At 47.1% G+C, this 12,642-nt stretch carries 9 protein-coding genes; all 9 read right to left on the bottom strand.

All coding sequences use genetic code 11. The features are described 5' to 3' along the window. Positions 1 to 7 precede the first annotated feature (7 nt). The 9 genes from trmA to Q4A73_RS02135 all read right to left on the bottom strand — a co-directional run bounded on the left by trmA (position 8) and on the right by Q4A73_RS02135 (position 12,583). The gene (trmA, locus tag Q4A73_RS02175) at positions 8 to 1,066 is read right to left on the bottom strand and encodes a tRNA (uridine(54)-C5)-methyltransferase TrmA (protein WP_303205798.1); all 1,059 of its coding nucleotides are present in this window, start codon (positions 1,064 to 1,066) and stop codon (positions 8 to 10) included. Then, complete coding sequence (locus tag Q4A73_RS02170) at positions 1,060 to 2,766, bottom strand: Na+/H+ antiporter NhaC family protein (RefSeq protein WP_303205797.1); 1,707 nt, start codon at positions 2,764 to 2,766, stop codon at positions 1,060 to 1,062. The genes trmA and Q4A73_RS02170 overlap by 7 nt, the downstream gene beginning before the upstream one ends. Next, complete coding sequence (locus tag Q4A73_RS02165) at positions 2,763 to 3,512, bottom strand: SDR family NAD(P)-dependent oxidoreductase (RefSeq protein ID WP_303205796.1); 750 nt, start codon at positions 3,510 to 3,512, stop codon at positions 2,763 to 2,765. The genes Q4A73_RS02170 and Q4A73_RS02165 overlap by 4 nt, the downstream gene beginning before the upstream one ends. Further along, positions 3,509 to 4,759, bottom strand: coding sequence for an ankyrin repeat domain-containing protein (locus tag Q4A73_RS02160; protein ID WP_303205795.1), 1,251 nt, complete (start codon positions 4,757 to 4,759; stop codon positions 3,509 to 3,511). Before Q4A73_RS02160 ends, Q4A73_RS02165 begins: the two co-directional genes overlap by 4 nt. A gap of 48 nt (positions 4,760 to 4,807) precedes the next feature. After that, entirely contained in the window at positions 4,808 to 7,354 is a 2,547-nt protein-coding gene (locus tag Q4A73_RS02155) for a bifunctional aconitate hydratase 2/2-methylisocitrate dehydratase (RefSeq protein WP_303205794.1), read from the bottom strand. Between the two features lie 1,375 nt (positions 7,355 to 8,729). Continuing rightward, a complete protein-coding gene (locus tag Q4A73_RS02150) occupies positions 8,730 to 9,680 on the bottom strand; it encodes a hypothetical protein (RefSeq protein ID WP_303205793.1) in 951 nt (316 codons plus the stop codon). Further along, positions 9,680 to 11,545: a methionine--tRNA ligase gene (metG, locus tag Q4A73_RS02145; RefSeq protein ID WP_303205792.1), complete on the bottom strand. Its 1,866-nt coding sequence runs from the start codon at positions 11,543 to 11,545 to the stop codon at positions 9,680 to 9,682. Before metG ends, Q4A73_RS02150 begins: the two co-directional genes overlap by 1 nt. 8 nt (positions 11,546 to 11,553) lie before the next feature. Then, positions 11,554 to 11,745 carry a hypothetical protein gene (locus tag Q4A73_RS02140; RefSeq protein ID WP_303205791.1) on the bottom strand — a complete coding sequence of 64 codons (192 nt, stop codon included), beginning with the start codon at positions 11,743 to 11,745 and terminating at the stop codon, positions 11,554 to 11,556. After that, positions 11,738 to 12,583, bottom strand: coding sequence for a class 1 fructose-bisphosphatase (locus Q4A73_RS02135; RefSeq protein ID WP_303205790.1), 846 nt, complete (start codon positions 12,581 to 12,583; stop codon positions 11,738 to 11,740). The genes Q4A73_RS02140 and Q4A73_RS02135 overlap by 8 nt, the downstream gene beginning before the upstream one ends. Positions 12,584 to 12,642 lie beyond the last annotated feature (59 nt).

Raw genomic sequence — 12,642 nt, 5'->3', positions numbered from 1 at the left:
CGTCCTTTCAGTGTCCCATTTTACTCAAAAAAACGCCGCATTCTAGATGCGGGGTGAGGGCGAACTGGTCAAAAAGGGCGAAATTTTCCACGCGGTGGGTGCGCGTGAGGCTTTTGAGATTGTCGTGGAGGGTGGTGGGATTGCACGAAAAATAGAGGATGTGGGGGTGCTTTTGCGCTAGGTCCATCACGCTCTGGCTAAGTCCGGCTCGCGGGGGGTCTAGCAGGATGTGAGAAAAATCAAAGGCGTTTAAATCAAGCCCCCTTAGCCTGAAAAATTCCCGCTCTCCGGCCAAAGCGCGGCTTAAATCCTCGCTGGACATTCTCAAAAAAGTGATGTTGTGCGCGGCGTTTTGTTGGCGGTTTTGCTCGGCGAAGCGGAGGCTATTTTTAGCTAGCTCCGTGGCCAAAACGCGCCCAAAATGCGGGGCCAGGGGTAGGGTGAAATTCCCATAGCCACAATAAAGCTCCAAAAGATCGCGGGGGCGCTTGAGCCTCTCTAGCGCCCATTCTATCATCTTTTCATTGATGAGGGTGTTGGGCTGGATGAAGCAGTCATTATCAAAGGTATAGAAAAATTCCCTTCCCTTGATGCTGAGGCTTTGACGTAGCTCTGCTGTGCCGAAGATGAGCTTTTTGCCGCGGCTACGGGCGATGAGATTTGATCCTAAATTTGAGCTTAATTTTTCCAAATCGCCACGGATGAGCTCGATGTCCTTGTGGTAGAGCAGGGTGGTGCAAAGCTCTGTTTTGCTGGCGCAAAATTCCACACCAAAAAGCTTGGTTTTGAGGGCTGGGCTTTGATTGAGCGCTTTTAAAAGCGGGGGCATGAGGGCGCAAATTTTCTCATCGGCAAAATTGAGGCTTTTTATTTTGTATTTTTTTTTACTCAGAGGGTCAAACATCGCGTAAAAAATTTCATCCCCCTCGTGGTAAAAACTAAGTTCCGCCCTCGTGCGATAATGCGCAAGGGGCGAGGGAAAGGACTCAAACTCCCCCGTGAAAAAGGGGGCGAAAAATTTTTTTGCGAAATGCACTTTTGCGTCAAAATCCTCAGAAACTAGCAAACTTTTTTTCCAAAAATGCGCAGTAAGAGGGCAATGAGGACTAAATTTAAGGGCAAAACGAGCCAGATGCTAAGCCCCAAAGCCACAGGCAAATAGCCCGCAAAAAGTGAGATGGCGCAGATGAAGATGGCGTAGGGCATTTGCGTTTTGACATGGGCTAGGAGGTCGCACTTGCTAGCCATGGCTGAGAGTATGGTGGTATCGGAGATAGGCGAGCAGTGATCGCCAAAGATCGCGCCGCTTAAAACCGCTGAAATGCTAAGAACCACATAGTAGTGCAAATCGGCCCCGACGAGGGCATTGTGAGAGCCCACGCCGAGGGCTAGGGGGATGGTGAGGGGCATCAAAATCCCCATCGTGCCGTAGCTTGTGCCTGTGGAGAGGGAGACGATGGAGGCGAGCAAAAATACCGCCATGGGCAATAAATAAAGCGGGGTTTTATCCGAGAGCAAATCGACCAAATAAATCGAAGTGCCCAAGTCCTTAATCGCTGATGAGAGCGGCCAGGCGCACATTAGGATGATCACCGTGATGATCATCATCCGCCAGCCGTAGGTCCAGGTGATGATGCCCTCACGAATGCTGAAAATTTTCCTCCATGCGCCCATGGCTATGGCGGTGATGCTAGCCAGTAGGGCGGCTTGGAACAAGACGGTGGCGGTGTTGGCCGCCGAGAAGGTCTCTCTCAGGGCGGTGAGGCCTAGCGGGGCGGCTTGAATTTGAGCCCTGAGATCTGGATCTGTGATGCTGGCAAACCCGCTAAAATAAAAGCCCACAAAGGCGAAGATGATGAGGACGGCGAGGGGAAGGAGGGCGTTGGAGCTTTGAATTTTGATGCCCTCTTTGGGCTCTAAAAGCTTGTCTTCTAAATTTTCACTCAGGGCATCGATGCCTTGTTGTGATTTTTTCGCTGCCCTCTCGGCCCTTAGCATGGGTCCAAATTCACGCTCTTGTATTATGGTGAAAAAAACGAAGGCCAGCATGAGGATGTTGTAAAACCTATAGGGTAGGGTTTGGATGAAAATTTCAAAGGCGTTGATTTGCTCCCTGCTTTGATGAAGGCCGACTAAAAGCTCCTCGCTGGCGAGATTGTAGCCCTCTTTGATGACAGAGAGCTCAAAGCCTATCCAAGTGGAAATGATGGCAAGTCCGGCTATGGGCGCGGCAGTGGAGTCCATGATGAAGGCGAGTTTTTCCCTTGAGACCTTGAATTTATCCGTGAGCGGACGGACGATGGGGCCTACGATGAAGGAGTTGGCATAATCGTCAAAAAATATAAAATAGCCCAAAAAATAGGAAGCAAGCTGCGAGCTTTTGGCCTTTTTGGCCCTTTGCGCGAACCACAGCGCCACAGCCTTTGTCCCGCCCATTTTCGTGATGAGGGCGACCATGCCGCCTATGGTGAGCATTTGGAGGATGATGCCCGCATTTGAGGGATCTGAGAGGGACTGCACCGCCTTTTCTACAAAGATGGAAAAACTCAAAACAAGGGCGTGAAGGGCATTGTGCTCGACGAAAGAAAGCATAAAGGTCCCGCTGAGTGCCCCGATGAAAAGGGACAAAATCACATCCTTAGTGATGAAGGCTAGGCAAATGGCAATGAGGGGCGGTAAAAGCGTGAAAGCGCCAAAAAATTCGGCATTGGCCCTCGCATCGGCAAATAAAAATAAAGGCGTGAAGCATAGTAATAATATTTTCATTGTATCCTTTCTGTGTGGGTTCCTGCCCAAGTTTGCGTTAGGGGCATGAGCTCGATTTCATTGACATTGACATGGCTTGGCAGGGCGATGAGGGAAAGCACGAGCTTCGCGATGTCCTCTGCTGTGATGAAGTGCGTGTTTTCATAGAGCGCATCGGCCCTCGCTTCATCGCCCTTAAAGCGCACCTTGCTGAATTCTGTCTTGCAAAGACCTGGGGCGATATTGGTAACCTTGATGTTTGAGCCCCTCAAATCGTTACGCAAGGCTCGCGAAAACTGCCGCACAAAGGCCTTCGTGCCGCAATAGACATTGCCACCAAAATAGGGCGTGTTACCCGCTATGGAGCCGATATTGAAGATGTGCGCGTCCTTTTGCTTCCTCAAAAGAGGGATGATCGCCCTTGCGACATATAAAAAGCCTTTGATATTCGTATCCACCATAGTATCGATGTCCTCGAGGCTTAGTTTGTCAAATTCCTCAAGGCCTAGCGCTAGGCCTGCGTTGTTAAAAAGTATGCTGATATTTTTGAAGGCTTGGGGTAAATTTTCTATGGCCTCAAAAAGCTCTTTTTGCTGCCTCACATCCACGCAAAGAGGGTGAATTTTGTCTCCAAATTCCTGCTTCAAGCGCTCCAATTTCTCTCTGCGGCGGGCAAGGGCTATGACCTGATAACCCTCTCCGATGAAGGCTCTAACGCAAGCGGCACCAAAGCCCGAGCTCGCTCCTGTGATGAGGGCTGTTTTCATTCCAATCTGTCCCCGTAAAATAAATTTTTATTGGCCTTAAGTCCTAATTTTTCAAGGTAGGCGGCGTTTTCTTTTTTGTCTGCTATGAGGGCAAAATCCAGTGCGTTAAAGCCCAAATCATCCACAGCGAAAATATCCACACCCCCAGCCACTAGCAATTTAAGAATTTCCACATCCGCATAGCTCGCCGCGTGCATGAACACATTCTTAGAGGTGTGCTCCAAAGCGCAAAGGGTGATAAAATAGGGCGTATCGCTGCCTATATTGGCACTTAGGGCCAGCTTTTCGTTATTGTTGATATATTTTTGGTGGATGTTCGCGCCCCTTTCGATCAAAAGCTTGATGATGTTTTTATCGTTAAATTCAATGGCGTAAAAAAGCGGGGTTTTCCCGAAGGCATTGCTGTGATTGACATCAGCTCCTTTGTCGATCAAAAAAGCCGTGTTGGCTTCATTTTCTAGGGCGTAAAATATCGCACTTTCATAGCCTTCATCAAATTTGGCTCCAAATTCAAGCAAGGTCCCTAAAATTTTCACATCCCTTTGATTGAGCAGGGCAGATCTCAGGGCTAGAGTGAGCTCGGATGGGGTGGGTTGATGGGCGAGGATGTATTGCTCCAGGCGCATTGCGTCATTGTGCTTATTGGCGACGAATCTTGACAAAGCGGATATATCTTTGTGAATCTTCGTCCCACCCACTGCCCAGTTTAAAAATTCATTCAGGGCATTACTGGTGTAATAGATATTACTGCCCTTGTCAAAGTTGAAATTGCTTTCAAAATACTCCTCCAAAGGCTTTAGGGCCTTGTTGTATTCTTGCCAAAATTCACGGTAAAGCCTGAAATTTCCTATGCTTTGATAGGCCCAGTATCTAAAATAAGCCTTAAGGACATCGTATTTTTGCTCTAAAATTTCAGCTTTTTGAAGTTTTTTTTGGTAAGTTGTGGGGTTTAGGGGGATTTGCAGGAGCAGGTATTGAAATTTTCGTAGTTTTTCCAAGTAAGAAAGCCCCGAGCAAACGCTACTATTGCCACGAATTTGATTGGCGATTTGATAGAGCTTTTTCGTGAATGCTTGATTTTTCAAAGAAAATTCACAAGTGTCGATCCATTCGAGCAAATTTTTATCGCTAAAGTCGGCCCCCGCATCAAAAAAACCCCCACTTCCAGTCTTAAGCTCCTCGCAAGTCTTAGCCTGCACGATGCCAAAACCAGCAAGGAGAAAGACGACAAACAGCCAATTTTTCAACCAAAATCCTTAGCAAATACCTTCATCATCGCACCCACCGCGCACGCGCTAATCTTCCAGCTTGAAATCTTTAATTTGATTGAAATTTAAGTATTTATAAATTTCCGCCTTAGACTCATCGCTCAATTTATCCCGCACGATTTGCAAATACTCCTCTTTGCTAGGGATTTTACCCAAAATCGCACACACCGCCGCTAGCTCAGCACTACCCAAATAGACCTTCGCGCCCATGCCCATTCTGTTGTCAAAATTTCTCGTTGAGGTTGAAAAAACCACAGCCCCGTCATTAACCCTAGCCTGATTCCCCATGCACAGCGAGCAGCCCGGCACCTCTATCCTAGCCCCCGCCGCACCGAAAACACTATAATAGCCCTCCGCACTAAGCTGCGCCTTATCCATCTTCGTAGGCGGCACGACCCAGAGTCGGGTTTTGAGTATGCCCCGATTTTTAAGAATTTCACCCAAGGCCCTATAATGCCCGATGTTTGTCATGCAAGAGCCCACAAAAACCTCATCGATCTTCTTTGGCCTTTTCTCATCGCTCAAAATTTCACTCAAAGTCGCCACATCGTCAGGGTCATTAGGGCAGGCCAAGATCGGCTCGGTGATTTCGTTCAAGTCGATCTCAAAAACATGCGCGTATTTTGCATCCTTATCCGCTCTCAAAAGGCTAGGATTTTCAAGCCACGCCCTCATCTTCTCCGCCCTTCTGGCGAGGGTTTTTTTATCCTCATAGCCCGCCTCTATCATCGCCTCCATCAGGGCCACATTGGAGCACATATACTCACTCACACTTTCAATACTCAAATCCACACAGCAAGCCGCCGCACTGCGCTCCGCACTCGCATCACTAAGCTCAAAGGCTTGCTCAGCCTTTAAATTTGGCAGCCCCTCGATCTCCAAAATTTTCCCCGCAAAGATATTTTTTTTGTTTTTCTTCTCCACCGTGAGTAAGCCCTCTTTAATCGCATAATAAGGGATAGCATTGACAAGATCCCTAAGCGTTACGCCCGGCTGCAACTCCCCGCTAAAGCGCACCAAAACGCTCTCAGGCACATTGAGCGGCATGGCGCCCGTTACCGCCGCAAAGGCCACGAGCCCGCTTCCGGCTGGAAAGGAGATGCCGATGGGAAAGCGTGTGTGCGAGTCCCCGCCCGTGCCGACGGTATCGGGCAGGACGAAGCGATTGAGCCAGGAGTGGATGACCCCATCTCCGGGTCTCAAACTCACCCCGCTGCGGCTCGTGATGAAGGCGGGGAGGGTTTTGTGAAGCTTAGAATCACTCACCTTCGGGTAGGCGGCGGTATGGCAGAAGCTCTGCAAAACGAAGTCCGCATTAAATCCCAGACTCGCAAGCTCCTTAATCTCATCACGCGTCATCGGCCCTGTGGTATCCTGAGAGCCTACGGTTAAGGTCTTAGGCTCGATATACATCCCCGGACGCACCCCCTCCACGCCGCAAGCCCTGCCGAGCATTTTTTGCGCTAGGGTGTAGCCCCCGCTTGAATTTTGCGGCTGCTCAGGCTTGGTGAAAATTTCTTCCCCCTCAAGCTCCAAAAATTCTCGCGCCCTCGCGCAAAGTCCCCGCCCGATGATGAGGGGGATGCGTCCCCCAGCCCTCACTTCATCGAGCAGGGTGTTGGGCGTGAGGGTGAAGGTCGCGATGCACTGGCCCTTTTTGATGATTTTGCCCTCGTAGGTGTGGATCTCAAACTCATCGCCCGTTTCCAGTGCGCTCACATCACACACGATGGGCAAGGCGCCGCTATCTTGGGCTGTGTTGAAAAAAATCGGCGCGATGGTTGATCCTAGGATGATGCCCCCGCTGTGCTTGTTCGGCACTCCTTCAAGCTCCTTTCCCAAATGCCACTGGATGGAATTTATCGCCGATTTGCGGCTTGAGCCCGTGCCCACCACATCGCCCACATAAACGACCTCTCGGCCGCTTTTTTTCAGCTTTTTGATGATATCGAGTGAGCCGGCTTGGCGCACTTTTAGCATGGCGTTGGCGTGGAGGGGGATGTCGCTTCGCGTGAAGGCATCGCCAGCAGGGCTCAGATCGTCCGTATTCGTTTCGCCTGGGACCTTAAAGGCTATGCAGGGGATGACTGCGGGGAGTTTGGGGCGTTTTAAAAACCACTCCGCATCTGCCCAGCTTTGCAGGATCGCCCTTGCGTGGGGATTGGTGCGGCTGAGTTCTGCCAGAGTGTGGAAATCATCGTGGATGAAGATGATGTTTTTAAGCTCATCCGCGGCCAGAGGGGCTAAATTCTCATCCCCCAAAGCCTCGATCAGGACCTTGACATTATAACCGCCAAGCATCGTGCCTAGCATCTTTAGGGCCCTTTTTTTGTCGATGATGGGACAGGTGATTTTTCCTTTCAAAAGGGAGGCTAGAAATTCACATTTAACAAGGGCGGCATCATCCACGCCGGGACTGACGCGATCCTGCAAAAGCTGTGCCAGAGCCTCGTCTGTGCTGCCCTGAAGTAGCTCACAAAGCTCCTTAGTCTGCTCGGCATTGAGAGGGAGGGGGGGGACAGCGAGGGCGGCTCTTTGGGCGACTGACTCTTGATAATCTTGCGTGAAAGACATGTTGGCTCCTTTGTGATTTTCTTGGAATTTTAGCCTTTAAAGAATAAAAAAAATTTAAAATCGGCAATGAGATTTGGTTTTGTTACTGAATGATACAGGGAAATTTAATCCTAAATCGAAATTTCTCGATAAAACTGATGATTTATTTTTATATTTATAAAGCGACAAGGGGGTCAAATCTCTAAGCTTGATGGATATTTATGATGGGACTATTTTGTATTGATGAAATTTTATTAGGCTTTAAATATTGTCAATTGTAAAAAATTTAAACGGTGCACTTGCGAAAAATTATAAACTGAGACGCGCTTATTTGTGAGATTCTAAAGAATTATTGAGGGAAAAATTTTTCTCAAAATTAATATAAATTCGTTAGTTAAGTGTGAAAATTGGCCAATCTTTTTAAAAGTGATGGAATGGATAAGCAGGTGGATGCGCCTTGTAGCGGGATCTTTTAACCAATATTTAAAGTAAATATGTTTAAGAAATTTTGAAATGATGAGGATTTGTGCAAGGTGTAAAAAATTTTTAAAGAAAATAGCCCTTAGGTGTAGAAAATGATGATTTGAGTGACCTTAGCAGGGGGCTAATATGATACTTCACAGCGGATGTAAATTTTGGTGCTTTGTTTGGAAAAATTACTTTTTTGTTTTGTTAAAAGTTACAAGATATTTGCGATAGAGCGTTGATGAATTTGCCATTTGTTCAAATACAATGGTTTGCAATTTATTTTATGGAACCTTAAAAAATATGAAAATATGATAATCGGCTACACCATAAAGAACATTTAAGAGCAATCAAACAACCTAATTTGGCTTTGAGCAGTAAGCTAAATTTTTTGAAATTTTGCAGCTCGCATCGACTTGTGGATGCTGAAAGATAATATTTTAATATACCCAAGAGGGCATTGTGGCTTTAATTTAAACTGCCACATTTGTTGTGGAAAATTTAAATCACTTAACCTCAAAATGTTTTTATATGAAGAGTTAACGACAATGAAAAATCGATTCAAGAAACTTTAAGTTACAAATATAAATCTTGCCAATGGTTGTGGAATTTAAGATGATAATGATTATAGAGTGATACGAAGGTCAATCCTCTAGAAATTTACGAGGATACAAATTGCATCGTTACTAGGATGGAAATGTGAGCGGTGGGACATAGTATTGTTGTGATGATTTATGATTTTAAGGAGGCATTGAAAATAAGTTTGTATTGATTGTTAAACATCGTCGAGCATAGTGACTTTTAGGTAATTTATAGACTATAGGACATGAGTTCATCATAAGCAATATGCTACAAATTAATATAAAATTGTGTAGCTAACGAGGGCTAAGACCAACATCATTTTGTCAAAGGATTTGATTTTACGAAATTTTTACGGGTTCAATAAGTTTTTTTCCCCACCCTCCCTCTTCTCAAAATTTCTCACAAATTCCCCCTCATCATCCACCAGCACAAGGCAGTAGCGAAAATCTTTAAAATTCTTTAAATCCGCAAGGTTTTGATAAGAAAAATCACAAAATAAAGAATTTTTTAAGGCCGTTTTCAACTCCTTTTGCGGCCTAAAATTTTCCAGCCAAAAGTTAAAATCCTCCTCGCAAAACACCACAATAAAAGCTCTAGCCCCTTTTCCAAAGGCTAGGATTTCATTATTTTCATTGACAAAATAAATTTTAAAAAAATCAAGCCTCCCCGCATCAAAACGAAGCTTTTGGCCCCTTTTTTGCAAAAAGCCCACCCATTTTGCAAAATTCTCAGCATAAATAAGAGGCAAGGGGATGTTTTTAAAATACAAATTCTCACACAGCACACTGGTATAAAAGGGGCTTGAGCGGCTTAAAATTTCATAGTTTTCATCCTCTAGGCGTCCATAAAACGCACCGAGTTTTAAAAGATAATCCGCAGCCTCGCAGCAGAAAATTTCCCCAGCCCTCGCACGGCTTAAGGGCTCAAAGTCCCAAGCAACTCTCCCGCTTAATTTCTTCAAGCCAAAGCCCTCGCAAAGCCGAAAATCCCCCCCCTCGCACAGGACAAATTCAAGTCCCTTCTCCTCACACAAAAAGCGCAAAAGCCGCAAAATAGCGTTTTGCAAATTCTCCACCTGCAGATAAAACACCTCCGCATCTTTGACGGCAAACCTTTCCTCACTCACCACGACAAAGGCGCCCTTCCGCACGGCCTCATCCACCTCGCTCGCATCATTGGAAAAAAAAGCAAAGCTAGGTTTGAGCGAGGCAAGATCGATGCAAAAGCCCCCCACACTCAGCACAGAGCCCTCATTGATGAGGGTCGCGTTTAAAAGCTCACTGAGATTTGAAATTTGCATCAGCCGACAAAAGAGCCATTTTCTACAAGGCTTTCAGGGCCTATGAGCACGAGTTTGTCGCCACTTTTAGCCGAGAGTATCATCCCATCGCTTTCTTGGCCAAAAATTTTTGCCTTTTTGAGATTGGAGAGGAGACACAGCTGCCTCCCCACAAGCTCACCGGGCTCGTAAAATTTCGCAATGCCCGAAACCACCTGCCTTTGCTCCCCATTTGCAAGCTCAAGCCGCAATTTCAAAAGCTTCTCACTGCCCTCCACCCTCTCGCAGGATTTCACAAGGGCGACTTGGATGTGGATTTTAGCGAAATCTTCGAGCTTAATTTTATCGCAAGGCTCTTTTTGAGGCTCGGTTTTTGCAGGCAAAAGCGGCCCTTCTACCTTAGAAAACAGGGGTTCGCAATTGCGGGTCTGAAAATTTAAAAGCGCATCGTTTTTGATTAAATTTTGATAATTTTCCCCGCTTAAAGCATACCCCAGGGCCCCCGCAACCCTAGCGCAAGATTTTGGCAGGACGGGGCTTAGGAGGAGATTGGCGCGGGCGAGAATATTGGCGCACAGGGACACGAGGGCGATCGCCCTGTCTTCTTGCCCATTTTTTATCAAATTCCAAGGCTCATACTTGCTGATGGCCAAATTCGCTACGCCTAAGGCCCTAAAAAGCTCTTCCAAATAGCGATTGAATTGCAAATTTTCTAAAAATTCCTCTGCGTTTTTGAGGCAGTCTTTAGCCTCATCCAGCTCGGCACTGAAAAATTCCAAAAGCCTATCTTTGCTAATCCTCCCGCCGCTGTATTTCTCACTCATCCCCACGATGCGCCCCAGCAGGTTTCCAAATTCATTGCCAAGCTCGGTATTGATGCGCTTGATGAGGGCCGCCTCGCTAAAATCTCCATCGCTACCAAAGGGCACCTCGCGCAGTAAAAAATAGCGCAAAGCCTCCAATCCATAAGCATCCGCGAGCTCCTTAGGATGCAAGACATTACCCTTGGATTTGCTCATTTTCTCCCCATCCTTCGTCCACCATCCGTGCGCAGCGATGAATTTGGGCAAGGGCAGACCCACGCTCATCAAAAAAGCCGGCCAGTAAATGGCGTGAAAGCGCAAAATATCCTTGCCCACCAGATGCACCTGCGCTGGCCAAAATCGCCCCCCATCTTTTCCCAGTGAGCTTACATAGATGAAGAGCGCATCCAGCCAAACATAAATGATGTGCTTTTCATCGTTGATTGGTTCGGGCAGCCTGATGCCCCAGTCAAAGCTCGTGCGCGTGATGGAGAGATCCTTGAGTCCGGCCTTGATGAAATTGATCAGCTCGCGGGTTTTGTTTTGCGGGAGTATGGGCCTTGCCTCTTCATACCAGGCCAAAATTTTATCCGCATAGCGAGAAAGCCTGAAAAAATAGCTCTCTTCTTTGAGAATTTGCGTCTTTTTGCCACAGTCAGGACAGGCCTCATTGGCGAGTTGGCTCGGGGCAAAAAAGCTCTCACACGAGACGCAATAATGCCCCTCATAGGCGTCCTTATAGATGTCTCCCCCCTCCCACATTTTCAAAAACATCGCCCTCACAAAGTCGACATGCCCTGAGTCGGTGGTCCTTGCGTAAAGGTCGTATTTGATTTCAAAATCATCCCAGAGTTTTTTAAATTCTAGGCTGATTTTATCGGCGTATTCTTTGGGGGTGAAATTTTTGTTTTTAGCGGCTTGTTCTATCTTTTGCCCGTGCTCGTCAGTGCCGGTTAGCAGGAGGGTTTCGTGCCCCTGCAGGCGGTAAAAATTCGCCAAGGTATCGGCGATGATCGTGGTGTAGGCATGCCCCAAGTGGGGCACATCATTGACATAATAAATCGGTGTGGTGATATAACGCATCTTCTCCCCTAAAAATCAAATCCGCCATCGGTTTTATCCTTAGACATGCTGCTATAAACGGCATTGACATAGTTTTTGCGCGTTGGGCAGTTGAAAATTTCCTCGCAATTGTAGCAAGAATTCAAACGCCTAGAAAGCTGACAATGCTGCAAAATTTCCTTTTTGGCGTCCAGATCCTGTTCAAATTTATCCTTAGTCATTGTAGACCCTTAAAAGCTTTGTGATTTCATACTCTGAGCCAAAAAAGCAGGGCGTGGTCGCGTGAGGCTGTGAAAATTCTAGCCCCAAAAGCGAATCGCTCAGTCCGTCGCTGGTTTTGCCCCCCGCTTTTTCAACGATCAATGCAAGGGGCAGGACCTCAAAAAGGGCGCGCAACTTACCTTGCGGGGCATCCTCAGTGGCCGGGTAGCTGAAAAGCCCGCCGCCCTTGAGTAAAATTTGATGGATGTCGCTCACCATAGCCCCGCTGTATCTTAGCCTGTAACCCTCGTCAAATAGGCTTTTGATGAGGGCTTGATGCTTGGCGCTCCAAAATTTTTGCGTCCCGCCTGGGGCGTTGATTTTGCCCCTTTGAGACAGGGCAAGATCCCTGACAAAAATGAAATTCTCCGCATCATCAAGGCGGTAAAGCCGCGGCCTCTCCCCCGTGCAGACGACAAGCTCAAGCCTAGCCCCATAAATGCTATAAAGGGCGGCTTTGAGGTTTTTGGCCCCCGCCTCATTCTCATAGATGGCAAAGATGGAGCCTATGGCAAAATTGACATCAAGCAGGCTTGAGCCGTCCAGTGGGTCGTAAGCGAGGATGAATTTTGCCCCATCGTTGCAAGCAAGCGCCGCGTCTTTTTCCTCACTGATGAGGGCCTTGATGCTGGGGCATTGGCTGAGGTTTTGGGTGATGATCGCATCGCTTAGGATGTCAAATCCAAGCTGCACATCCCCGCTTGAGTTTTTATTTTGGGTGTGGGAGGTGTCGGGGGATTTAAGGGCCTTGCTGATTTGCAAAACGGCTTTTTGTATGTGGGTGATGATTTCTTGCATGTAAAATTCTCCTAAAATTTAAGAATGTGGGCATGAATTTCAAGCCAAACGATCATTTT

The sequence above is a fragment of the Campylobacter sp. genome, from assembly GCF_030528245.1.
Lineage (GTDB): Bacteria > Campylobacterota > Campylobacteria > Campylobacterales > Campylobacteraceae > Campylobacter_D.
This window is presented reverse-complemented; position numbering and strand designations above follow the sequence as displayed.

Coding starts and splice junctions, on each gene's coding strand:
- Q4A73_RS02170 (WP_303205797.1), bottom strand. CDS start 2,766: ATGAAAATATTATTACTATGCTTCACGCCTTTATTTTTATTTGCCGAT.
- metG (WP_303205792.1), bottom strand. CDS start 11,545: ATGCGTTATATCACCACACCGATTTATTATGTCAATGATGTGCCCCAC.
- Q4A73_RS02140 (WP_303205791.1), bottom strand. CDS start 11,745: ATGACTAAGGATAAATTTGAACAGGATCTGGACGCCAAAAAGGAAATT.
- Q4A73_RS02165 (WP_303205796.1), bottom strand. CDS start 3,512: ATGAAAACAGCCCTCATCACAGGAGCGAGCTCGGGCTTTGGTGCCGCT.
- Q4A73_RS02150 (WP_303205793.1), bottom strand. CDS start 9,680: ATGCAAATTTCAAATCTCAGTGAGCTTTTAAACGCGACCCTCATCAAT.
- Q4A73_RS02135 (WP_303205790.1), bottom strand. CDS start 12,583: ATGCAAGAAATCATCACCCACATACAAAAAGCCGTTTTGCAAATCAGC.
- Q4A73_RS02155 (WP_303205794.1), bottom strand. CDS start 7,354: ATGTCTTTCACGCAAGATTATCAAGAGTCAGTCGCCCAAAGAGCCGCC.